At 45.6% G+C, this 22,176-nt stretch carries 23 protein-coding genes; 8 read left to right on the top strand and 15 right to left on the bottom strand.

Annotation, left to right across the window (positions count from 1 at the left end):
* Window positions 1-31: 31 nt before the first annotated feature.
* Complete coding sequence (locus tag OU814_RS23770; protein ID WP_017288852.1) at window positions 32-2,032, bottom strand: GspE/PulE family protein; 2,001 nt, start codon at window positions 2,030-2,032, stop codon at window positions 32-34.
* Window positions 2,033-2,235: 203 nt separating this feature from the next.
* Here OU814_RS23770 and grpE point away from each other — a divergent pair, with 203 nt between their 5' ends.
* The 6 genes from grpE to OU814_RS23740 all read left to right on the top strand — a co-directional run bounded on the left by grpE (window position 2,236) and on the right by OU814_RS23740 (window position 8,959).
* Entirely contained in the window at window positions 2,236-2,919 is a 684-nt protein-coding gene (gene grpE, locus OU814_RS23765; RefSeq protein WP_017288853.1) for a nucleotide exchange factor GrpE, read from the top strand.
* A gap of 184 nt (window positions 2,920-3,103) precedes the next feature.
* On the top strand, window positions 3,104-5,053 hold the full coding sequence (gene dnaK, locus OU814_RS23760; protein WP_190652035.1) for a molecular chaperone DnaK: 1,950 nt from the start codon (window positions 3,104-3,106) through the stop codon (window positions 5,051-5,053).
* Between the two features lie 96 nt (window positions 5,054-5,149).
* On the top strand, window positions 5,150-6,286 hold the full coding sequence (gene dnaJ / locus OU814_RS23755) for a molecular chaperone DnaJ (protein WP_017288855.1): 1,137 nt from the start codon (window positions 5,150-5,152) through the stop codon (window positions 6,284-6,286).
* On the top strand, window positions 6,283-6,516 hold the full coding sequence (locus OU814_RS23750; RefSeq protein WP_017288856.1) for a sulfurtransferase TusA family protein: 234 nt from the start codon (window positions 6,283-6,285) through the stop codon (window positions 6,514-6,516). The genes dnaJ and OU814_RS23750 overlap by 4 nt, the downstream gene beginning before the upstream one ends.
* A 4-nt stretch (window positions 6,517-6,520) precedes the next feature.
* Window positions 6,521-7,618, top strand: coding sequence for a small ribosomal subunit biogenesis GTPase RsgA (gene rsgA, locus OU814_RS23745; protein ID WP_268242295.1), 1,098 nt, complete (start codon window positions 6,521-6,523; stop codon window positions 7,616-7,618).
* A gap of 147 nt (window positions 7,619-7,765) precedes the next feature.
* Window positions 7,766-8,959, top strand: a complete 1,194-nt coding sequence (locus tag OU814_RS23740; protein WP_268242294.1) for a UvrD-helicase domain-containing protein — start codon at window positions 7,766-7,768, stop codon at window positions 8,957-8,959.
* Here OU814_RS23740 and OU814_RS23735 read toward each other — a convergent pair.
* From OU814_RS23735 to OU814_RS23700, 8 genes are all read right to left on the bottom strand, one after another.
* Window positions 8,946-10,175 (bottom strand): DUF445 domain-containing protein, encoded by a 1,230-nt coding sequence (locus OU814_RS23735; protein ID WP_017288859.1) that lies wholly within the window; start codon window positions 10,173-10,175, stop codon window positions 8,946-8,948. The genes OU814_RS23740 and OU814_RS23735 overlap by 14 nt on opposite strands.
* 24 nt (window positions 10,176-10,199) lie before the next feature.
* Window positions 10,200-10,892, bottom strand: coding sequence for a bifunctional demethylmenaquinone methyltransferase/2-methoxy-6-polyprenyl-1,4-benzoquinol methylase UbiE (gene ubiE / locus OU814_RS23730; protein ID WP_268242293.1), 693 nt, complete (start codon window positions 10,890-10,892; stop codon window positions 10,200-10,202).
* Window positions 10,893-10,985: 93 nt separating this feature from the next.
* On the bottom strand, window positions 10,986-11,903 hold the full coding sequence (locus OU814_RS23725; protein ID WP_190652039.1) for a response regulator: 918 nt from the start codon (window positions 11,901-11,903) through the stop codon (window positions 10,986-10,988).
* 107 nt (window positions 11,904-12,010) lie between these two features.
* A complete protein-coding gene (locus tag OU814_RS23720; RefSeq protein WP_268242292.1) occupies window positions 12,011-12,580 on the bottom strand; it encodes a CDP-alcohol phosphatidyltransferase family protein in 570 nt (189 codons plus the stop codon).
* A 98-nt stretch (window positions 12,581-12,678) separates the two neighbouring features.
* Window positions 12,679-13,104 (bottom strand): PIN domain-containing protein, encoded by a 426-nt coding sequence (locus OU814_RS23715; RefSeq protein WP_268242291.1) that lies wholly within the window; start codon window positions 13,102-13,104, stop codon window positions 12,679-12,681.
* A complete protein-coding gene (locus OU814_RS23710; protein WP_268242290.1) occupies window positions 13,104-13,331 on the bottom strand; it encodes a hypothetical protein in 228 nt (75 codons plus the stop codon). The genes OU814_RS23715 and OU814_RS23710 overlap by 1 nt, the downstream gene beginning before the upstream one ends.
* A 107-nt stretch (window positions 13,332-13,438) precedes the next feature.
* Complete coding sequence (locus OU814_RS23705) at window positions 13,439-13,645, bottom strand: hypothetical protein (protein ID WP_268242289.1); 207 nt, start codon at window positions 13,643-13,645, stop codon at window positions 13,439-13,441.
* 183 nt (window positions 13,646-13,828) lie between these two features.
* Window positions 13,829-14,860 (bottom strand): hypothetical protein, encoded by a 1,032-nt coding sequence (locus tag OU814_RS23700; protein WP_268242288.1) that lies wholly within the window; start codon window positions 14,858-14,860, stop codon window positions 13,829-13,831.
* A gap of 133 nt (window positions 14,861-14,993) precedes the next feature.
* Between OU814_RS23700 and OU814_RS23695 the strand changes: the two genes are divergently transcribed.
* Window positions 14,994-16,277: a hypothetical protein gene (locus OU814_RS23695; RefSeq protein WP_268242287.1), complete on the top strand. Its 1,284-nt coding sequence runs from the start codon at window positions 14,994-14,996 to the stop codon at window positions 16,275-16,277.
* 13 nt (window positions 16,278-16,290) lie between these two features.
* On the opposite strand, the gene OU814_RS23690 is transcribed toward OU814_RS23695, so the two are convergent.
* The 3 genes from OU814_RS23690 to OU814_RS23680 all read right to left on the bottom strand — a co-directional run bounded on the left by OU814_RS23690 (window position 16,291) and on the right by OU814_RS23680 (window position 18,551).
* The gene (locus tag OU814_RS23690) at window positions 16,291-16,638 is read right to left on the bottom strand and encodes a ribulose bisphosphate carboxylase small subunit (protein ID WP_017288866.1); all 348 of its coding nucleotides are present in this window, start codon (window positions 16,636-16,638) and stop codon (window positions 16,291-16,293) included.
* 15 nt (window positions 16,639-16,653) lie between these two features.
* The gene (rcbX, locus tag OU814_RS23685) at window positions 16,654-17,034 is read right to left on the bottom strand and encodes a RuBisCO chaperone RbcX (RefSeq protein WP_017288867.1); all 381 of its coding nucleotides are present in this window, start codon (window positions 17,032-17,034) and stop codon (window positions 16,654-16,656) included.
* Between the two features lie 86 nt (window positions 17,035-17,120).
* Window positions 17,121-18,551, bottom strand: a complete 1,431-nt coding sequence (locus tag OU814_RS23680) for a form I ribulose bisphosphate carboxylase large subunit (protein ID WP_017288868.1) — start codon at window positions 18,549-18,551, stop codon at window positions 17,121-17,123.
* Window positions 18,552-19,185: 634 nt separating this feature from the next.
* Between OU814_RS23680 and aqpZ the strand changes: the two genes are divergently transcribed.
* Window positions 19,186-19,965 (top strand): aquaporin Z, encoded by a 780-nt coding sequence (gene aqpZ / locus OU814_RS23675; protein WP_017288870.1) that lies wholly within the window; start codon window positions 19,186-19,188, stop codon window positions 19,963-19,965.
* A 35-nt stretch (window positions 19,966-20,000) separates the two neighbouring features.
* Here aqpZ and OU814_RS23670 read toward each other — a convergent pair whose 3' ends face one another.
* The 3 genes from OU814_RS23670 to OU814_RS23660 form a co-directional block, all read right to left on the bottom strand.
* Window positions 20,001-20,402, bottom strand: coding sequence for an ExbD/TolR family protein (locus OU814_RS23670; protein ID WP_017288871.1), 402 nt, complete (start codon window positions 20,400-20,402; stop codon window positions 20,001-20,003).
* A 105-nt stretch (window positions 20,403-20,507) separates the two neighbouring features.
* Entirely contained in the window at window positions 20,508-21,125 is a 618-nt protein-coding gene (locus OU814_RS23665) for a MotA/TolQ/ExbB proton channel family protein (RefSeq protein WP_017288872.1), read from the bottom strand.
* A 99-nt stretch (window positions 21,126-21,224) separates the two neighbouring features.
* A complete protein-coding gene (locus OU814_RS23660) occupies window positions 21,225-22,172 on the bottom strand; it encodes an alpha-E domain-containing protein (protein WP_268242286.1) in 948 nt (315 codons plus the stop codon).
* Window positions 22,173-22,176 lie beyond the last annotated feature (4 nt).

The following is a 22,176-nucleotide window of genomic DNA, read 5'->3' as shown; positions in this document are numbered from 1 at the left end:
AGAACGAGTGCAAATGAGTTAAGGTCAAGGATTAATCTTGGAAGCGCGGAGTCGTGCAATAGTGGCAGTCGAGCCAATCCTGCTGCATTTCTGCTCCACAAGTCCGGCAGGTGAGCGAAGTCTTACGCTTTGCCTTGAGTTCGGCTTCGAGTCCAGTGTCAGTGAAGGTGACCCGCTCAATTTCTTCAAGCGTGCAAAGTCCTTTGCGAACAAGATCCAAGCTGTAAGCGAGTAGGGTTTGCATTCCTTCTTCCACAGCTACTTCTTTAATTCGTTCAGTCGGAGCGCCCTCTGTAATTAAGGTCTGAAGCGCTTCTGTCACTCGCATCACTTCATAAACCCCGAGTCGTCCTTTATAACCAACCCCGCTACATTTCTGACAAAGTTGATTTTTCGAGCGAGCTTCCTGAATTTCCTGGGGACTTAAAGTGTTGGCTTTATATAACGTCAGTTGGGCATCACCCGCACTGGTTAATCCGAAGCGAGCAAGTTCTTCGGGGGAAGGTTGGTAAGGGATTCGGCATTCGTCACAGACTTTCCGAACCAAACGCTGAGCAACAACACCCAGCAATGCGCCGGACACCATGAAGGGTTCAACTCCCATTTCATCGAGTCGAGCGATCGCACCTGCGGCATCATTGGTGTGGAGAGTGGTCAAAACCAAGTGACCCGTCAGAGCAGCTTCGATCGCGGTTTTTGCTGTTTCTTTGTCGCGGGTCTCACCGACCAGAATGACGTCCGGATCTTGTCGTAGGAACGCTCTCAAAATTGCAGCGAAGTCCATCCCTTTTTCCCGGATGACCTGAACTTGGGTAATTCCAGGGAGAGAATACTCGATCGGGTCTTCAGCCGTACTAATGTTGACTCCAGGTTCGTTACGTTCAGCCAAAGCTGAGTACAGTGTTGTGGTTTTTCCGGACCCCGTGGGGCCAGTTACTAACATGAGACCAAAAGGACGTTTCACCATTTCTTGAACGATTCTCAAAGAAGTTTCGTCCGTAATCAACTTATCGAGTCCAAGCTGTGTCGCCGAATTATCTAGAATCCGAAGGACAACTTTTTCGCCATAGCGACTGGGGAGTGTGTTGACTCGGAAGTCTACTTTGCGACCGTCATAAATCCGGCGAATCCGGCCATCCTGCGGCGCTCGACGTTCTGCGATATCGAGTTGAGAAATAATTTTGAAGCGTGCCACAACTGCGGGGATAATCTTCTTCGGAAAAGGCTCAAACGCTTCTCGTAAGACTCCATCTTTACGAAATCGGATGCGGAGAGATTCTTCTTGCGGTTCGATGTGAATATCAGAGACTGCCATTTGCAGTGCTTTAATCAGAATTTTATTCACCAGCGCAATGATCGGAGCGGCATCAGCCTCAGCACCAGCATCGAGATCCATTTCTGCGCTGTCATCTTCTGATAGCTCGGCAAGGGATTCTAACCCTTCGAGATCTGAGCGCACATCTACTCTAGATTGGGCTTCAAGCTGCTTCTCCTGCTCAAGCCGAGCATCCATGTAGGTAGAAATCAGCCGCTGATAATCATCGATCGTAATGACTAATCGCTGCAATCCAATGCCTTTTGGACGTAAGATGCGATTTAATTCATCCTGCGCTGCTAGATTGTCGGGATCCACCATTGCCACAAGCACAAAAGGTGGATCGGTCTCGCTTTGAGAAAGGGGAATGAGATTATAACGACGGCAAAGCTCAATTGGAATCAACGTGTCGATTAACTGCCCGACTTGAGCGGAAGAAACCTGATTGAGTTCAGGATCAAGAGATTCAACGCCGTAAAGAATCTTCAACTCAAACAGTTGCTGCCGTTTATATTGGCGAATCAAATCCGGTGACAGTTGCTGCCCGGTCAGCGCTTCTAGCACGGCAGTCAGCGGTCTACCTGACTTTCGACATTCAATAAGAGCCTGCTGCATTTGCTCGTTATTGACGTAGCCAGATTGAATCAATTTATTGCCAAACGGCGAAAAATTGTTTTGAACAACAAGGGCGCGCCGCTGAGAAGAAGAGTTTGTCATAACGGATGAACGAAGATCACCTTATTGAGCATTCCCAAAATGTTTTTTGAAGAACGCTTGGATTGAATGAGATCGAGCTTCAAACCGAAGGCAGTGCGATATGATGCTTAACGGTTGTAAGCAGTGCGGCATCTGAGGACTCATTCGCTAGGATGGAAGAAGTTTGCTTAAGCCAGCGTTCTATACAGGGGAATTAGCGCACGATGATCGACGAACAAAATCAACAAGTAGACGAAACTCAAGTTTCAGCCAGTGAATCTTCTGAACCAACTTCTACTCCGTCTGAGCCAGCGAGTGAAGCCGTGGAAACGGAAGTTGCTGCAACAGCTTCTGAATCTGAAGATGAAACGGATTATGAAGCGGCATTTATGGAATTGCGATCGAATTATGCTGCGAAAGAGCGAGAAATTGAAGGTCTGAAAAAGCAAGCAGATGAACTCAACAATCAGTACATGCGGATTGCCGCCGATTTTGAGAATTTCCGTCGTCGCACTCAGCGCGAAAAAGAAGAGTTAGAAACTCAAATTAAATGCAGCACCGTGAAAGAGTTGCTTCCGGTTGTAGACAACTTTGAGCGAGCACGATCGCAGATTAAGCCGCAAACTGATGGTGAAGCGAACATCCATAAGAGCTATCAGGGTGTCTATAAGGATATGGTCGATCGCTTGAAGAAAGTCGGTGTTGCACCAATGCGAGCAGAAGGGAAAGAATTTGATCCGAATCTGCACGAAGCAGTCATGCGCGAACCGACCAGTGAACATCCAGAAGGAACCGTGATTGAAGAACTGATGCGGGGATACATGCTCGAGGATAAAGTTCTGCGTCATGCCATGGTCAAAGTTGCAGCACCTCCTGAAGATGGCGATAGTGCCGAGACTGAAGGCTAAGTCTGTTCGTGAAAGTACCGAGGATAGAGCGACTGGATCAGGTTGCCTGTCAGCGCAGCGTTAAAAAATTTCTGCAATAGGGAATCATTCGGAAAGTTAGTTCAAAGATATCCGTATGGTACGGAGAACTAACTTAGAACTTTATGTTCTGCGTTCACCTCGCGTACTTTCGGCAGCGCTAGTTATGGGAAAAGTCATCGGCATCGACTTAGGAACAACCAACAGTTGTGTAGCTGTGTTGGAGGGCGGTCAGCCCTTAGTCATTACCAATTCTGAGGGCGGGCGAACCACGCCAAGTATGGTCGGATTTGGCAAGGCGGGTGATCGCCTAGTCGGTCAATTGGCAAAGCGACAAGCTGTCACTAATGCGGAAAACACTGTATTTAGTATCAAACGGTTTATTGGTCGGCGATGGGATGATACACAGGTCGAACGCTCACGGGTTCCCTACAACTGCGTCAATGGGAAAGATGCGACCGTAGATGTGAGGATTCGCGATCGTAATTACACAGCTCAAGAAATTAGTGCCATGATCCTGCAAAAACTCAAGCAGGATGCAGAAAATTATCTGGGCGAAGAAGTCACCCAAGCGGTGATTACGGTTCCTGCATATTTTAGTGATGCTCAGCGTCAAGCGACGAAAGACGCTGGCACGATCGCAGGATTAGAAGTTCTCAGAATTATTAACGAGCCAACTGCGGCTGCACTTGCGTATGGGTTAGAGAAACAAGATCAAGACCAATGCGTTTTGGTCTTTGACCTGGGTGGTGGAACGTTTGACGTTTCGATTTTGCAGTTAGGGGATGGCGTTTTTGAAGTCAAAGCGACCTCTGGCAATAACCATTTGGGTGGAGACGATTTTGATGCTTGTATCGTAGATTGGTTGAGCCAAACGTTCCTACAACAAGAAGGAATTAATCTTGCAGATGACAAGATGGCGCTTCAACGCCTGAGAGAAGCTGCCGAGAAGGCAAAAATCGAACTTTCTGGAACCCTCAGCACATCGATTAATTTGCCGTTTATTACCGCCGATGAATCGGGACCGAAGCATTTAGAGACAGAACTGACTCGCGCTAAGTTTGAAGAGCTGGCAAACGAGTTGATTCAAGCGACGCTCAATCCGATGGAGCAAGCGTTGAAAGATGCGAATCTGACGACAGAAGATATCGATCGCATTATCCTCGTCGGCGGTTCGACTCGAATTCCAGCCGTTCAAGATGCACTCAAGAAATTTTTCAACGGCAAGACTCCTGACCGTTCCGTCAATCCAGATGAAGCAGTGGCACTCGGCGCAGCGATTCAGGCGGGCGTATTGGGTGGAGAAGTCAAAGATTTGCTGTTGTTAGATGTCACGCCGCTTTCGTTGGGGATCGAGACATTGGGGGAAGTCTTTACGCGGATTATCGATCGCAATACTACGATTCCCAGCAGCAAAACTCAGGTGTTCTCAACTGCAACGGATGGACAAACCTGCGTTGAAATTCATGTGTTGCAAGGTGAACGGGCAATGGCTCGGGATAATAAGAGCCTAGGTAAATTTCAACTCACGGGCATTCCACCTGCACCGAGAGGCGTGCCTCAAATTGAAGTTGCCTTTGAAATTGATGCGAATGGCATTCTCAAAGTATCAGCGCTTGACAAAGGGACAGGGCGCGCTCAGAGCGTTGAAATTTCCAATACGGGTGGATTGAGCGAGGGTGAGATTGAACGGATGCGTCAAGAGTCAGAACTCTTCGCAGAAGAAGATAGTCGGCGAATGCAGTTGGTTGAATTGAAAAACCAGGCAGATAGCCTCTATCACAGTTATGAAATGACTCTCAAAGAGAATGGTGAAGTCATCAGCGACACTTTGAAATCGCAAGCGAATGAGAAAATTGTTCAACTTAGGAGCGCGATCGCCGATCCAAAGGTTAGTATCGATGAGGTGAAATCGTATCTTGATGGGTTGCAGCAACTGCTGTATACCATTGGTTCAGCAGTTTATGAACATGCTCAACCTGTCGCAAGCTCTCCTTTTGAAACTGATACCAGTTCTCGGATGAGTTTTGAAGATGACACCGTTTCTGCTGATATGAGTGGGTTCACCTTTGAGGCAGATGCAACCGTGACTGCGGATTATGAAACAGTCGATTAGTTCGGCGTTAGGGTAGTAAGATAGGGAGTCTAGACCGTTACCTTAACGCCTTGTATATCCCTTTATTAGCCCTCTTACCCCCTGAATCTCTACCCTATGGCTCGTGATTACTACGAAATTCTTGGCGTTTCCCGTGATGCAGACAAGGAAGAAGTCAAGCAAGCCTTTCGTCGTCTCGCCCGTAAATATCATCCGGATGTGAATAAAGAGCCTGGAGCAGAGGAGCGATTTAAAGAGATCAATCGCGCCTATGAGGTGATTTCTGATCCGGAGGCACGGGCAAGATACGATCGCTTCGGTGAGGCTGGTGTTTCTGGTGCTGGTGCTGCTGGTGGCTATCAAGATTTCGGCGACATGGGTGGTTTCGCGGATATCTTTGAAAGTTTCTTTAGCGGATTTTCAGGTGGTGCTCCAGGCGGCGGACAGACTCGACGAAGAGGCGGCCCGGTTCGAGGGGATGACCTCCGACTCGACCTGAAATTAGACTTCCGAGAAGCGGTTTTCGGAGGCGAGAAAGAAATTCGGATTAGCCATTTGGAGACCTGCACAAACTGTAATGGCAGTGGTGCAAAACCAGGGACTCGTCCCAGAACTTGTACAACTTGTTCTGGAGCGGGTCAAGTTCGTCGGGCGACTCGTACCCCCTTCGGGAGTTTCACTCAAGTTTCAGTTTGTCCGACCTGTAATGGAACAGGGCAGATGATTGAAGAGAAGTGCGAAGTGTGTAGCGGAAACGGACAGCGCCAAGAAACGAAGAAACTGAAAATTACCATTCCGGCAGGGGTGGATAATGGCACCCGATTGAGAGTTTCAGGTGAAGGCGATGCGGGTCAGCGCAGTGGACCTGCGGGTGACTTGTATGTTTATTTGTTCATCAACGACGATCCTGATTTCCAGCGCGATGGCATTAATGTCTTGTCTGAAGTCAAAATCAGCTACTTGCAGGCAATTTTAGGATCTCGCATTGAGGTGAAGACCGTTGATGGTGAGGAAGAATTGACCATTCCAGCAGGCACACAGCCAGGAACAGTTCTGACCTTGGAAAATAAGGGAGTTCCTAAACTTGGAAATCCAGTCAGCCGAGGCGATCATTTGATCACGGTGTCAGTGGATATTCCAACGCGGATTACTCCTGAGGAGCGCGAATTGCTGGAGAAACTTGCAAAGATTCGCGGCGATCGTGTGGGAAAGGGCGGTGTTGAAGGTTTTATTGGGAAGATTTTTGGCGGATGAGTCAAGCAGAAGAAGCACTACAAATGGATTTACGCGGGACACCTTGCCCGATCAATTTTGTGCGGACGAAGTTGAAGTTAGAACAAATGGCAGAGGGAGCTTTGCTCGAAGTTTGGCTTGATCCGGGTGAGCCGATCGAGCAAGTTCCTGATAGCCTGACGATGGAAGGCTATACGGTTGAGAGCATCGAAGATCGATCGAGCTTTTTTGCGGTCAAAATTCGTCGCTGATCTTATGAGTTCTGATGACAAGGTTTTGGAAGAGGATCAGCCTGATCAGGAGCCATTAACAGGTACAGTTCTAGCAGTTCAAGCTAATTTTTATTGGGTACGGCTTCATCAAAAGAGCCTGCCTAAATCTCTGCTGCTCTGTACTCGACGCACTCGGTTAAAGAAAATCGGGCAACGCGTTATGGTGGGAGATCGGGTTTTAATTGAGGAACCAGATTGGAATGGCGATCGCGGCGCAATTTCTCAAGTCTTGCAAAGACAATCAGAATTAGACCGTCCGCCGATTGCCAATGTGGATCAGATTTTGCTCGTCTTTGCATTAGCATCTCCCACGATCGAGCCATATCAATTGAGCCGATTTTTGGTGAAGGCTGAATCGACAGGATTAGTCGTTAGCTTGGCGTTAAGTAAAAGCGATTTAGTTTCGCAGGATGAGCAGCAAGGATGGAAAGAACGTCTAGCTGAATGGGGCTATCACCCAATATTTATTAGCGTTCGTCAAAAATCTGGTTTAGATGAATTAAAGCAGTATTTAAACAACAAAATTACAGTCGCATCGGGTCCATCGGGTGTTGGAAAGTCGAGCTTAATTAATCAGATTATTCCAAGTGTTGATTTACGAGTTAATGCTGTTTCTGGCAAGTTAGAGAAAGGTCGACATACCACGCGCCATGTCGAACTCTTTGAGTTACCAACGGGCGGATTATTAGCAGATACACCAGGATTTAATCAGCCTGATTTGTTTTGTTTGCCCCAGGAATTAGCACAATATTTTCCAGAGATACGGCAGAAATTAGCAGGAAAAAGCTGTCAGTTTAGTGATTGTTTACATCGAGATGAACCTGGATGTGCTGTGCGCGGGGACTGGGAGCGATATGAGCACTATTTAGATTTTTTGGAAGATGCGATCGCGTATGAAATTCAGGTTCATCAGCAAACTGATCCTGATGAAGCTTTAAAGCTTAAATCGAAAGGAAAAGGAACTCAGTTTGAGCCGCGTTTAGAAGCGAAGAAGTACCGTCGTGAATCGCGCAAAAATCAACAACAATCGCTGAGAAAATTAGACATTGAGAAATTAATGAAAAGTGAGGAAGACGAATAGTTGAGTTCGTTCAAGATTGAAATCCAGACTGATGATACGAAGTCTCCCTCGATAAACTGCATCATCTCGTTTCCTAGCTGACTGATTTTAAGTGATCGAGATTAAATTCTTGGGCACTCTGGCAAGGCAATGCTTGAGAGAAAAAGAATGCAGTGGATTGACTTTCAGAAAACAATGCATCAGAGGTCGATTTTTTCAGAGCTAGATGAGACCCAGAAGCAGGCAAGGAATTTCAATCTTCGAGGGCATTCTTTAATCCGAGGTGTAGCTGGTTCTGGTAAATCTTTGGTGCTGCAACAAAGAGTGAAGAAATTGGTAGAAGAACAATTTGATCGTATTCTTGTTCTTTCCTACAATCGCTACATGCAAGGATGGATTGAATCAAACTTAACTTATCCTGTTGAATGTAGTACATTCCATCGTTGGGCGTTTCAAAATTTTCAATATCGCTATGTATCTGATCGAGCAAGAGAATCGAGACAAAAGTTGATTGAATTGGCACATCAATCGGATTTGAATTATCAAGCAATTCTAGTTGATGAAGCGCAAGATTTTTATGATGAATGGTTTCAAGCGTTATTGAAAGTTCTCGATCGTCAAACGAATTCTCTATTCTTTGCTTATGACAATACTCAATCTGTATATGGGCAGGAACATCGTCGGAGAAGCGGCTGGAGTTGGGCAAAACTAGGAATTGATGTTGTAGGACGATCGCAAATCTTTGATCTCAATTACCGCAATTCGCCCGAAATTCTAGAACTGGCTTGGAAGTTTATTCAACCTGCCTTGGCGAAAGCAGAGATTAAAATCGAAAAACGCGAAAATAGTCCGTCGATCGATAAACTGATTGAACCGAAAAAGAAAGCATCTCGGAGTTCTGGAATTTCTCCTCTTTTAGTTCAGATTGAATCAGAAAAAATTGCGATCGAGATTGCAAATCAAGTCAAGACTGCTCTAGAAAGTTGTGCAAAATCCTCGATCGGAATTCTATTTCATTCAGGTGATGAAAAGGCAAGAGCCATAAAAACTCAAATCAGCAAAGAGTTATTTCGCTTAGGCGTGAGTCATCATGCACCGATGACCTCGTCAGAACGAGATAAGAATTTTACGGCTCGATCTTCGGTTTTGATTGATTCTTGGAATGCAGCCAAAGGCATTGAATTTGATGCTGTGATTATCGTACTAGCTGAGATTTCCGAGGAATTTGAAGAACAAGCAGGGCTTTATACTGCAATGACTCGTGCGAAAGATCATCTCGTGTTTGTCTATGAGAATAGAAGCGGAATTGTTGATATTTTAGAAGATATTTTGACCTCACCTGATCAGCTTAGCGAATCATAAGAGAAACAGATTGAAGCGCTCCGATGATTAGCCCTAGAATTCCACCTAGATTGACGATCGCTTGTAGTTCGCTGCGCACAATTCCATTAATTGCAGCTTCTAAATCAGCAGGAGAAGTCGCTTTTACTCGATCCGTGATCACTTGATCGATATTGAGGATTGGAATTGCTTGAGCGACAATTTTCTCCAAATCTTTCTCCAAATAACGCTCTAAAATGAGCGCTAATTCTTCGCTAACTAGATCTAGAGAAGAAAGAACTGCTTCTGAGTTTTGTAAGCGATTCAGAACAACAGATGCGACATTTTCCCAATCGACAGATTGGCTCAATCCTTGCAAGACATCTGAGCCACGATCTTGAAGATAGTGACGAACACTATCCCGCATGGTTTTGCGAAGTTGTCTCACTGTTGCAACAGGAAGATTTTGTAACGATAGATTCTGTAGCCATTCTTTAAATCGCTGCTTGACTCCTAACGAGAAAGTCAACTCTGCTAGAACGGCATTGCTATTTTCTTTCTCATCTAAACAAAACGTTCTCAGACGAGTTAGAGTATTCCGTACTCCAAATAAATTAGCAACAACCCAGTAAGTTCCGCTTGTTTTTTCTCGGAAGCCTTCGTCGATGACTTGAATATTACGATCGGTCAAAAAATCGATTAATGTCTGCCGCAAGACATCAGGTGGAATGACAATTTCGATTAACCATTCTGACAGCTTCTCTGCTTGTTCTTCACTCAGCTGAAACTCTAAAATGACTTGATCAAAAATGTGATTTAACTGATCCTCAAGAAATTCTTCTTGTCTGGCTACAACCTTCAGCAATCGAGGCAAAGACTGCCCAAATAGATCTCTCAGAATACTTCCTAAGATTTTTGCAGTTTTTTGTTCTTTGCTTTCTTGAAGTTGTTCGATCGATAATTTTAACAACCAAAGAATTGCAGCCTGCACACGTTCTGTTTGCAGCAGTCGGCGCGCCAAATTTTGTAATTCTTCGGGCGTTAATAGCGATCCCATAATCGTGTCAGAGATTCGCTTCGCCAGTCGTTCTTGATTTCTTGGAATCAAACCCGGCGTAAACGGAATTCGCCGTCGCCCGATATAAACTGCTCGATAAGGGCGAAACAGCATCTTAATTGCGATGTCATTGGTGAAATAGCCAATCACACCGCCAACTACAGGAGGTCCAACAAATAGCCAGAGCGTCGAGAGATCCACAGGACTTCAGGAGAGGCGATCGCCTCATTTCGTAATAACCAATACTCCCATCGTACCGCCCGCGATCGGGTAATGGGTGGCAGTTGCAAAACCTGCTTGCTCGGCAAGGCGAACTTGCTCGCGACCCGTTGGAAATTTATCAAGACTGGGCGCGATATAGGCGTATTCTTCAGTAAAGCCCATGCGTTGAGCCGCCGGAACGACGACTTCATCGAGATACCACTGTTGAAAGGTTCTGACGAACGCACTGTCAGGACGGTGCATATCGAGAATTGCGGCCTTTGAGCCAGGTTTGAGAACACGATGGATTTCTTTCAAACTGCTTAAGATGTCAACCACGTTGCGTAAGCCATAGCCCATCGTGATGCAGTCAAATTGATTGTCTGAAAGTGGAAGATTTAAGACATCGGATTGAATCCAGTGAATCGGAGGCTTGATGCAGCGGCGTTCACTGCGATCTCGTGCGACCTCTAACTGAGCCGCTGAGAAATCAACTCCGTAAACTTGTCCGGTTCTGCCTGCCTTTTCTGATAGCATTTGAGCCAGATCGCCACTTCCGCAGCACAAATCCAGACAGGTATCTCCGGGTTTGGCACCGCTCCACTTGACTGTCATTTGTTTCCAGATGCGGTGCATTCCGAAACTTAGTCCGTGATTCAGCTCATCGTAGACGGGAGCAATACGATCGAATAAAGCTTGAATATGATCAGAATTCATTAAGATAAGCGCTTCTCTAAAATGGGTCTCTCTAAAATTTTAAGTTTCGAGAGGTGTAGTTGCGACAGGGATTTTAGAGAAACGCTGATTTGGCTATACTGCGACTGCAATATGAGCGGAGCGGCTACAAGTGATGGCTAATGCCACTTGTTGAGCTGAGAGGTGCAGCAGCAGCAGTTCGTCTTCTCTCAGGCTTTGCGGGTGTTTCCATTGCAGGCAGAGAACGGCTAATACTTCGCCTCGGAGCGTGACTGGGACGACGAGATGTGCGCCGAAACTGGGATCTTCTGCTTCGGTTGCGACTTGCATACTTTGAGATGCGATCGCTTCTTTCACTAATGAAGATGCTGCTATATCGGAGGTACCACTTGCACCATAGGTTGCACTATTCGTAAATGCACCATTTTCAATTAATTGAATGGTACAGAGATCGGCAAGGAAGTTTTGACCAAAGGCGGTAGCGATTGGCTCTAATGTACTTTCAACGCTGGTTGCGCTTTGGGCGACTCCAACAATCGAGGATAAGAGCGCGGTTTGTGATTGAGATCGGCGCAGTTCTTCTGTGCGCTGTTTCAATAATTCATAAGTTTCGGCTGCTCGTTGGACAACGGCTTTTAACTCGTTGGGATCCCAAGGTTTGGTGATGTATTTATAAACTTGTCCAGAGTTAATGGCTTCGACTAAATCTTCAACATCGGTGAAGCCTGTAAGGATAATCCGCATGGTGTCGGGGAAGTTCGGCACTGTGCGGCTGAGGAACTCGGTTCCTTTCATTTCGGGCATCCGTTGGTCAGAAATGATCACAGCGACTTCGCCTTCTTCGGAGAGCAATTTCAGCGCGTGGATGCCGCTTTCTGCTTTCAGGACGTTAAAATCGCGACGGAATGTCCGGTAGAGCAGATCGAGGTTGTCGGGTTCATCATCGACGACGAGCATTTTGGCTTTTTTGGGTCGATCGAGATTCATCAGTTGGCGGCTAATCGGTTCTAGTTCTGGAATTGCATATTCCATCGATCGTCACTCCTTCGCAGCTTGGGAACAGTGAGTTTGAGTACTTCTAGTCTTGCCACTTTGAGCGAATTTGTAACAAATACCTTTGGTTTAGATGAGATCTCTAATCATTCATGTCGCAATTTGAGCGCATGAACAATGCTCAAAACGTCACATGTCCAAGCAGGCAGGATGAATGTCATGGCAATTTCTTCCAAACTATTGATCCAACAGAGGACGATCGCTGCCCAAAGCGGTGGAGCATAACCGAATCCGAATAGCGCGATCGCTGCCACGAGTAAAGCTAATCCCCAAGCCTTTGCGGTGTAAGTATGAAAACTGGGAAGCTTCCTAAACTTAATCAAGCTAATTGAAAATAGAAGAAATTGCGCCGCAACAGCAATTAATAAGGGGATTTTAAAGTCAAGAATAACCGTTGGATAAACGAGCCAGGTACTCAAAGCAAGACAGAGAAATAAACAGATGTCTGCCCAACTATCTGCTTGACGAAGTTGAGGGGTGCTCACTTTTAATTTACGAGCAATAATGCCATCGAAAATATCAGAAACGATCGCGAGAATATAACCGCAAAGAAACCAATTTGTAACTGCTCCATCGAGAGCATCTAATAGGAGAAAGGGCGCGATCGCAAATCGAAATCCTACTAAAATTGCAGGAAGATAAGTAAGTTTGATCATTTTCTTAGTATGAAAACTTACTCGTTAGATACGAATTGATTTTCAGAAATCCGGAAGTTCAAATCACCTGATCACTTAGAAGCGATCGTGCTTCAATCTCAGTTTTGAGTACCTTCTACCTGATTTCTCAAGCCATCAGGAGATAACACCTCGATCGTTGAATCAGTGAAGCCTTCAACATCGCGAGTGACGATCGCATCTAAACTCAGGGCGATCGCACAAGCAATCTGGACGGCATCCTCGAAGTCACTCTGATTTGAAAGAATTGCTTGCTCTAAAACATTACGATCGACGGTACAAATTTCCATGATGGCAAGAATATCAGTTACAGCATTTCTCGCCATTTCAGCGCTTTTTGTCTGCCGTTTCACCACATAGTAGACATCTGTTAGAGTAGTCGCTGAGACAAATCCTTTAATTTGATCTGCTCCAACTGCCCTAATCAAAAACGCTGCATCTGCTGTAAATGGCTCTCGGCATAAAATCGCGTCCAACAAAATATTGGTATCAAAAAGGACTCGCATTATAGGTATTTCTGGGCCAAACGTTCATCTAACATTGCTGCCACTTCCTCATCTGAAGGAGGTGGGGCATCTGTTTGTGCCATTCCGATTAATCGCTCAGCTATCTCCTGACGTTTGGTAACTGGTCTAGGAGTAGGTTGAAGCGATCGCATAAGAACATTCGCTAACTTCAATCGTTCTTCAGGAGACAGTTTCAAAGCTTGGTCTTGAATTTCATCTAATTGCATAAACGATGCCCGTCAAGAGGTTGCCATCTTTATTATTATCGCCAATTTATTCGGCTAGGCTTCAGAACGATGAGTTGTATCCAAAGGGTCAAGATCTGCGATCGACATCAAATCTTTTCTGACTCAGCTTCGGTATGGTCGACATCGGAGGCTCCAAGACCGGCGATCGATATCAAAAAGTCAGAACCACTTTTCGGCTTTGGTTGGTCAACTTTGTACTGCAAGTAGTCAATGAATGTTGCAAGTTCGAGTAAGCTCTCATCGGGTAGAGTATTGACCGCTTCAAGTAGTTTTTGTCGTTCTACAGAATTCATCGCAAATTCTCTAAGATTTCTGACTCTATTTTAGATTTCAAAACGACGATCGCTCTAAATGGATACCTTGTACGATCGTTGGCATAGTGTCCTCTCTCGAATCATTCCTCTACTCTCTCATATTGCTGGAAACTGGGATAAGCGATCGCATTTTTTCTTCAATTTCCGTCTTGGCTAAGTTACCTAGGTAGGGATGGACAAATTCAAGTTCTTCTCTAAATCGGCAAGCAGTTCCTTTACTTGATGACGTTGTTGATCAAGCCATACTTTTTCTGCTTTGTGCTGAGTAAGCATTTCTTGTTGATAACGGTATTGTTTTTCAAGTAGATCGTTGAAAAACAACAGAACTTGTTGAACACATTTTTCTAGAAGTTTGAGGCGATCGTGAATTATTAACTCGACGCGCTCTTCGATCTTCTCAAGCCCTTTCTTATACAAGTCTTCGATTTCTTTCCACAAGATCTCGCCAAAACGCTTGTTCCACTCTTCTATGACTCCTCCTACCATTTGATAGAGATTAAGGGCATAAGCATCTGATGTCCTACTGACTTGCTCTGCATTTTCCTGAAGCTCTCGTAGCAACTGTACCTGCTCTGTATTTAGCTGAAGCTGCGATTCTACGTCTAGAAGTTTGACAAAGAAAAATGTCTCTTCAAAGAAAACTTGGCCTGAATCGCGAAACTGACGAAAAATGGCTTGAATTGCTTGATCGAGATTGTTGGAAATAAGCTTCAGTTTGCTTGGAAATACAAGTTTGAACCTATCTTTGTCTCCCCACCCTATACCTACTCTTTGCTCTTGTGTTTTTGGATCGAGAAAAAATTTTTCCCTCAATTCCTCAATTAATAATGTCCAGTTCCGCTGTTCTAGTTCGATTACTTCTTGTGTAATCTTTTCCATTTGTTGCTGAAGCTGGTTCCAGTAGCCAACAACCTGTCCAATTGCTTCCAAAACCTCAGACGTATCAATTTCAGCAACTTGTTGTTTACTCTGCCATTTGTCTTCTGCCGAATCTAAAGTTACCAAACAAGCTTGAAGATCTTTCCTTAAAAAGTTTGAAGATTGAGTTAGTTCTTTTAGACAAGCTTGAACCGACAAATTCAAATGATTGGCTGTCTGTTTAATCTCCATAGACTCAACACCCTTGTATTGATCAGCCAATACGCCTTCTACTGATTGGGAAACAGATCTTAGAGTTGAAAAGTAATTGTTCACAAGACAAAAAGGGGACAGAATTTCAATCTTCAGATTTCCCTAGATGCTGTGGAATAAATCGTTTTAAAATTTGATATGTCGAAATCTCATTCGGGCAATCTATGGAAGACTTTCACCTCAATCTGTATTCCATATGGACTTTTATTTCACCGCGATTGCTCAGCAAATGCTTGCATCTGGCGAAGCTCGTTACATGGTTTCAAAAGCTGGCGAATTGCTCCCCGTTTTAGTGAATTCTCATACAGGAAAAATTATCGAGATTGCTAGAGTTGCGGCGGAAATGCCCATAAATCCTATCGCACCTATTACAAACCTGATCGAAGGTGCAGCACAGATGTATCAAATACATCGCGGATTCCAAAAGACTTACGGGATGATTGAAGAAGTACAAAAAAGCTTGGGAGTTGTTCAGCAAAGTTTGGGAGTTTTGCAAACGACAACTACGATTGTAGGTGCAGGCGTAGCAGTCACCGGAGCTTTAACCGCTGTTAACTTATACCAAACACTCCAACTTCGCAAAGACGTAAAGGAATTGCGAAAAGACCTCAGCAATGGCTTTTTAGATCTCAAGCAGGTCTTATCAGGACAACACGCAGATATTCTAGAGCGACTCGATCAAACTACTCTTGAAGCACGACGGCGAGAGTTTGAAGCTGCATATGCAAAATTTACAGAAGCATTGAAACTTGTTGGACTTGCTGCTGAAATGAATAATTCAATCGTACGAGACCAGCATTTTGCAAATGCTGTGCAGATGATGTACGAATCGCTATCTATCTATAACGATCCGCGATTGATGCCTGAAATGAGTGCAGCAGAAAGGCTACGTCGCGCAGAGTGTGCTTGGATAATAGAATCTGCGATTGCCTACGTTTTTTCCCTACAAAATGAACCTAGCGCAGCTCGTACAAGTCTTACAACACTACGGGAGAAAATTCAGCGAGATTCGTTTGAGATTGTGAATGCTTGTCAGTCGCAAGTTGAGCTTGATTTTATTTTTCCAGAACTAATGCGAATTCAGAGTCAAGATTTAGCTGCCTTAAAGCTATGGAGTACTCAAATTGATGTTATTCAAGCTTTACCATCTAGTGAATTAGAAGCTCTCCCCGATCTCAGATTCACCGAATTGCCTGAAATTGAAGTTTTAGAAGTTCCAGAAGAAGTAGCCTACCTCGAACTTCAGTCTAAGTCTAATTTTCACTCACTTCGAGATCAGCTTCGATTCAAATTTAAGCCGCAATTACGTACAGAATATGAAACTACGATTGCGCAACAAGCAACTGAACTGGGTTATTCCTCATTTGCTAGATCAAATTGGGAAGATGTTTCAGATTTAACTGTTTCTAATCTTTTCTGGTATTTGGAGGGAAGAAAAAATAAAGGAGATGGATTATCCATCTCCTCAAATCAGTTGTAGAAATATCTACAAATTAGTAGCGGTAGCCGCTTCCACCAGAACCTGGTTTGTGAACGATGAAGCTCATCACTTGGCACTGTTTGATGTTGTCGAATGCTACGACGCGGATGTAGCAATTCGAGTACTCAGAACGGCACTGTTGAACTTCGTTCAGAACTTCTTGAGGAGAAGTTGCGTTGAACAAAGGCAACTTCCACATTGTCCAGTAGTACTGCTCAGGAGCAGACGATTCGCTGAACTCGATGCAAGGGAAGAACCCGTTCTCGATCGTGTATTGGATCTGACGAGCGATTTGAGCATCGGTCAAAGGAGGCAAGTAGGAGAACGTTTCAAAACGCTGCTCTTTAGGGAGAGTTTTCATGAAATCCTCAATAAATTAACTAGGTTCAGGATCAGAATCTTCAGTTGTGGTCGTCAAATCGAGTTGCGTCATTCGTTCTAGCTGTTTGCGGCGTTGTTCCATGTTCGCTTGCTGCATTGACGATCGCAGCATTTCCGGCAGCACATCGGCAATCTCTTCAGCAAGATGCTCTCGCACCGTCAGAATTCGGAAAGCCAAATCCTGACGTTCGCGAAACAAAGCCTCCATAAATGCTTCACCGTCTGTAATGCTTTCTCTGGAAGAAAACTTGTGCAGCCAGTAAGCCTTCTTTGGATCAGTTTCGTCTAGCTGAGCATAAACAACCCGGACAGCCTGATACGTCAAATAGCTTGTCAGCGTTTTTGTCGTATCTTTCGCAATTCGCTTCAGATCCATAAGTTGAGTTTTGAATAATAGATTTTAGATCTTGGGTTTTGGCTTATTGTGCAGCCTAAAACCCAAAATCCGCAATCTAAAATTCATCAGACGGTATCAACAGCTTCAAACTCGAACTTGATTTCTTTCCAGAGTTCGCAAGCAGCTGCCAAGTCAGGCGACCAGCGGCAAGCTTCACGGATGATGTCTCCACCTTCACGCATCAAGTCGCGACCTTCGTTACGAGCTTGGACGCAAGCTTCGAGCGCAACACGGTTAGCCGTTGCACCAGGTGCGTTACCCCATGGGTGACCCAAGGTTCCACCACCGAACTGCAATACAGAGTCGTCGCCGAAGATTTCAACCAACGCAGGCATGTGCCATACGTGGATACCACCAGAAGCAACTGCCATGACACCAGGCATGGAAGCCCAGTCTTGGGTGAAGTAAACACCACGGGAAGGATCGCGCTCAATGTAGTTCTCACGCAGCAAGTCGATGAAACCAAGGGTGATCGCCTTGTCACCTTCGAGCTTACCAACGACGGTTCCGGTGTGAATGTGGTCACCACCAGACATTCTCAAGCACTTCGCCAAGACGCGGAAGTGGATCCCGTGGTTCTTCTGACGGTCGATAACTGCGTGCATTGCGCGGTGAATGTGCAACAGAACGCCGTTATCACGACACCAATGAGCCAAGGAGGTGTTTGCTGTGAAACCACCGGTCAAGAAGTCATGCATGATGATCGGCATTTCGAGTTCTTTCGCGAACTCTGCACGCTTCAGCATTTCTTCGCAGGTTGCAGCGGTTACGTTCAGGTAGTGACCTTTGATTTCGCCGGTTTCAGCTTGTGCCTTGTGGATTGCATCTGCAACGAACAAGAAGCGATCGCGCCAACGTTGGAACGGCTGCGAGTTGATGTTTTCGTCGTCTTTGGTGAAGTCCAAACCGCCGCGCAGACATTCGTAAACTGCACGACCGTAGTTCTTAGCGGACAGACCCAGTTTCGGTTTGATCGTACAACCGAGCATCGGACGACCGTATTTGTTGATTTTGTCGCGTTCAACTTGAATCCCGTGAGGAGGACCTTGGAAGGTCTTCAAGTATGCAACCGGAATGCGAAGGTCTTCGAGGCGCAGCGCTTTCAACGCTTTGAACCCGAATACGTTACCGACCAAAGAGGTCAGCAAGTTGGTAACAGATCCTTCTTCAAACAGGTCGAGAGGATATGCAATGTAAGCAATGAATTGGCTATCTTCGCCACGGACAGGCTCGATATCGTAGCAGCGTCCTTTGTAGCGATCGAGGTCGGTCAGCAAGTCCGTCCAAACGGTCGTCCATGTTCCCGTTGAGGATTCAGCAGCAACAGCAGCAGCAGCTTCTTCGGGCGGAACGCCAGGTTGAGGAGTCACCCGGAACGCTGCCAAAATATCGGTGTCTTTAGGCGTGTAGTCTGGGGTGTAGTACGTTAAGCGGTAATCTTGTACCCCAGCCTTATACCCAGCTTTCGACTGGGTTTTGGTTTGAGCGTAGGACATATCTCCCTTCCTGTAATGAAAAACGATGGAAAACCTTATAAGCAGACATCACCAACAGTGACCAGAGAAATCCTCTGACCGAATTGGTTGGCATATTGCCCTAGTCACTGGGGATCAGTTTGCCACAACATGATCCCATGTTTGGAGTCAGTTTCTTTAATCTCGACTGATTCCGGTGCATAGGCGCAGACTTTCAGAATCATATCAGGATTTCAATAAGCCTTACTTTAGAGAATCTATGTTCGTTGATAAAAAAATGTTATCAGACATGTCCAATTATTACGTTTGCCATATTAAAGCTTAAGAAAATTGGAACTGCCTCATCTGCTTCAGAAAATGCGATCGCTGTCAAGAGGATGAGCATTCTGATTTGCCCGAAAATCGCCCAGTTTATAATAAAAAATCTGAACTAAATCTTAACTAACTACAAAAATTAGAAGCGAATGATTCGTGAAACCATAGAATTATGCCTTACCAAAAAATAGATGCGTCTGAGCAGAGATGTCCGTAGTTTCATCTAGGTTCCAACAAAGCTCGATCATTTTATCCCGGCGGTAGTTTATACCCTTGTACTATGAATATACTGCTGAGACAATTTTTTGGTTTTATAGAATACTAAAGCGAGGCTTAGTTTATGTCTCTTTTAAAACGATGTGCAGCAGAGTTTCTAGGCACATTATGGCTGGTCTTTGGGGGATGCGGAAGTGCAGTCTTGGCAGCAGCTTATACAGCAGATACAGCCAAGATTGGTGAGAATACGACGTTTCCGCTAGGAATTGGTTTGGTTGGCGTGTCGTTAGCATTCGGGTTGACGGTGCTGACGATGGCTTACGCGGTCGGTGGAATTTCAGGTGGACACTTTAATCCGGCGGTTTCGTTTGGATTATTTGCGGCGAAGCGGTTTCGCGGTGGACAAAACTTGCTGGCGTACATTGTGGCGCAGGTTTTAGGCGGAATTGTGGGGGCTGGAGTTCTGTATTTGATTGCGTCCGGAAAGCCTGGGTTTGCGCTAACGGGATCGAATCCTTTAGCGACGAATGGATTTGACGCACATTCGCCGGGAGGGTACGGATTAGTCGCTTGCTTTTTGGCAGAGGCGTTTTTGACATTCTTCTTTTTGCTGATCATTTTGGGCGTGACCGATCGACGAGTTGCAAGTGGATTTGCGCCTGTTGCGATCGGGTTTGCGTTAACTTTGATTCATTTGATCAGCATTCCAGTTACAAACACTTCAGTGAATCCAGCACGGAGTCTGGCTCCTGCGGTATTTGTCGGTGGAGAATTGTTGGCACAGGTTTGGTTATTCTGGGTGGCTCCGATACTCGGCGCAGTTTTAGCTGGATGGGTCTATTCATCCTTGTTTGAAGATGCGCATACTTCGGATGAGCCGGAGCGGATTGAGGAAATGGTTTAGCGAATTGGGAGCGGAGGTAAAAGCCTCCGCTTTTTTTAGGGCTGACGAGTTGCGATCGCGAGGCGAATGTTGGGAATCGATCTCAGCCGATCCATAACAGTAATGACTTGCCCGTGAGGGACTTTCTCGTCGGCATTGATCACAACAACGGCTTTAGGATTTCGGCTAAGAATTTCTCGCACTGCAGCAGGGAGAGTGCTGATATTCATTGGTTTTTTATCGAGAGCAAGCTCGCCGTTCGGAGTGATAGTAATCACGACTTGAGAAACTTTTTGAGATTCAGCGGTGACAGCCTTGGGAAGAGCGACGGGTAAGCCTTGCGATCGCGTAAGAAACAGCGTAGACATGATGAAGAATGTCAGGAGCGCAAAGATTACGTCGATCAGGGGTGCAAGGTAGATTTGGGGAGGTAGATCTGGGTCTTCGGGCAAGCGCATAATAGAAAATCCTGGATTTGATCGTGTGGGGTTCAGGCTCAACCTTTCCTACAGTTGATTAATTTCACTGAGCTACTGATCACGAGCGACCGATTAACTCACGACTTAGAAAGTGTGCCGACGACGATAGAGAAGTTCTAACTGTCCGCCGTACTCTTGAATCAGCGCAATCTGGCGCGCGTACAAACCTCGGAACAGATTGGCAAACAAGAGGGTGAAGATGGCGACAACCAGACCCGAAGCAGTAGAAATCAGAGCTTCACTGATCCCGCCTGTGACTCCCAGTGTATTCGTCCCCCCAACATCTCCAAGCCGTAGGGAAGCAAACGAGTTAATCAGTCCGGTGATAGTTCCTAGCAATCCGAGCAGGGGAGAAAGACCGACGATCGTGTCAAAGACCGTATTAAAGCGTTTGAGCAAAGGAATCTCTGCGAGTCCGGCGCTTTCGAGAGCGAGGCGAAATTCTTCAGGCGTAGCTTGCTCTAATTCTAGGGCGGCAAGGAAGATTCTAGCGATCGGTAAATCGGCGTTCTTTTCTAACATTTGGAACGCGGCAATTTGGTTGCGTTTATAGACGCTGAGCACTTCTCGTGCCACTCTTTGATGACGTTGGGAGACTTTGCCCCAGAAAAGAATTCGCTCTAGAATCAGCGCGACTGCCAGGATTGAGAAAAGCAGAAGCGGATACATGACAAGTCCGCCAGCAATAAACCAGTTAGGCATGAGCAATGGGCAATCTTTGGACGATTCATTATTATCGATGACTTTGAGTACGATCGTGGGAATTTCGGAGCGTGTTTCAGGCGTGAGCGCTGATTCAATTTATACAGGTTGCGCTGCAAAAAAGGTTTCAGAGAGTCTGATACCGACATCATTCATGCGCTGTTGCAAGCTGTCTAAGAATTCATGCAGCCCGGATTCCATCACATCTTCGATCGTTAAATAATCTAAATCCGATCGCAGTTTTCCGAGCGATCGCTCAACGGATGTATTCCAAGCGCCTTCAGGTGTTCCGGTGATTTGATGCAGCGATCGCTCAGTTTGGCGAATACAATATCGAATCGATCGCGGAAATTCTCGATCGAGCACTAAAAACTCAGCGACCGAAGTTGGGGTGATGCGATGCACGCCACGTTTGCGATACATCTCATACGCACTTGCAGACCGCAACAATGCCATCCACTGCAATTGATCTAACGTTGTGCCCACATCTCGAATCGAAGGAAGCAAAATAAAGTACTTCACATCGACAATTCGACTCGTTTTATCGGCTCGTTCCAGCCAGCGACCCATCAGTCCAAAATGCCAGCCTTCGCTATGGGTCATCGTGGCACTGGCAACTCCCGCAAACAGATGGCTTGCAAGTTTAACTTCACTAAAAAATGTAGGAAAATCAAGCCGATCCGCGACTGCTGCATCATTGACAAAGTGATAGAACGCATTGATCTGTTGCCACATCTCAGACGAAATAATTTCACGTACCGATCGCGCATTCTCACGGGCAGCATTCAAGCAGGAAATGATGGAGTTGGGATAAGTGCGATCGAAGGTCAAAAACCGAATTACATTATCCGCAGTGGCTTCTCCATACTTCTCTTGAAAGATAGCTAAATCTCCAGTCGTCCGGATCAATGGCTCCCATTGCTGAACAACCCCGATCGGTGAATCGAGAGATAAATTCAAATTCACATCAATGAAGCGCGCAATATTCTCAGCACGCTCAACATAGCGATTCATCCAGTAGATCGAATCTGCAACTCTACTTAGCATTGTT

Origin of the sequence: Leptolyngbya sp. GGD, assembly GCF_026735145.1 — a bacterium.
GTDB lineage: Bacteria > Cyanobacteriota > Cyanobacteriia > Leptolyngbyales > Leptolyngbyaceae > Leptolyngbya > Leptolyngbya boryana.
The sequence above is the reverse complement of the archived record's forward strand: the minus strand, read 5'-3'. Positions and strand labels throughout refer to the sequence as shown.

Coding starts and splice junctions, on each gene's coding strand:
- OU814_RS23770 (WP_017288852.1), bottom strand. CDS start 2,032: ATGACAAACTCTTCTTCTCAGCGGCGCGCCCTTGTTGTTCAAAACAAT.
- grpE (WP_017288853.1), top strand. CDS start 2,236: ATGATCGACGAACAAAATCAACAAGTAGACGAAACTCAAGTTTCAGCC.
- dnaK (WP_190652035.1), top strand. CDS start 3,104: ATGGGAAAAGTCATCGGCATCGACTTAGGAACAACCAACAGTTGTGTA.
- dnaJ (WP_017288855.1), top strand. CDS start 5,150: ATGGCTCGTGATTACTACGAAATTCTTGGCGTTTCCCGTGATGCAGAC.
- OU814_RS23750 (WP_017288856.1), top strand. CDS start 6,283: ATGAGTCAAGCAGAAGAAGCACTACAAATGGATTTACGCGGGACACCT.
- rsgA (WP_268242295.1), top strand. CDS start 6,521: ATGAGTTCTGATGACAAGGTTTTGGAAGAGGATCAGCCTGATCAGGAG.
- OU814_RS23740 (WP_268242294.1), top strand. CDS start 7,766: ATGCAGTGGATTGACTTTCAGAAAACAATGCATCAGAGGTCGATTTTT.
- ubiE (WP_268242293.1), bottom strand. CDS start 10,892: ATGAATTCTGATCATATTCAAGCTTTATTCGATCGTATTGCTCCCGTC.
- OU814_RS23725 (WP_190652039.1), bottom strand. CDS start 11,903: ATGGAATATGCAATTCCAGAACTAGAACCGATTAGCCGCCAACTGATG.
- OU814_RS23720 (WP_268242292.1), bottom strand. CDS start 12,580: ATGATCAAACTTACTTATCTTCCTGCAATTTTAGTAGGATTTCGATTT.
- OU814_RS23715 (WP_268242291.1), bottom strand. CDS start 13,104: ATGCGAGTCCTTTTTGATACCAATATTTTGTTGGACGCGATTTTATGC.
- OU814_RS23710 (WP_268242290.1), bottom strand. CDS start 13,331: ATGCAATTAGATGAAATTCAAGACCAAGCTTTGAAACTGTCTCCTGAA.
- OU814_RS23705 (WP_268242289.1), bottom strand. CDS start 13,645: ATGAATTCTGTAGAACGACAAAAACTACTTGAAGCGGTCAATACTCTA.
- OU814_RS23695 (WP_268242287.1), top strand. CDS start 14,994: ATGGACTTTTATTTCACCGCGATTGCTCAGCAAATGCTTGCATCTGGC.
- OU814_RS23690 (WP_017288866.1), bottom strand. CDS start 16,638: ATGAAAACTCTCCCTAAAGAGCAGCGTTTTGAAACGTTCTCCTACTTG.
- rcbX (WP_017288867.1), bottom strand. CDS start 17,034: ATGGATCTGAAGCGAATTGCGAAAGATACGACAAAAACGCTGACAAGC.
- OU814_RS23680 (WP_017288868.1), bottom strand. CDS start 18,551: ATGTCCTACGCTCAAACCAAAACCCAGTCGAAAGCTGGGTATAAGGCT.
- aqpZ (WP_017288870.1), top strand. CDS start 19,186: ATGTCTCTTTTAAAACGATGTGCAGCAGAGTTTCTAGGCACATTATGG.
- OU814_RS23670 (WP_017288871.1), bottom strand. CDS start 20,402: ATGCGCTTGCCCGAAGACCCAGATCTACCTCCCCAAATCTACCTTGCA.
- OU814_RS23665 (WP_017288872.1), bottom strand. CDS start 21,125: ATGCCTAACTGGTTTATTGCTGGCGGACTTGTCATGTATCCGCTTCTG.
- OU814_RS23660 (WP_268242286.1), bottom strand. CDS start 22,172: ATGCTAAGTAGAGTTGCAGATTCGATCTACTGGATGAATCGCTATGTT.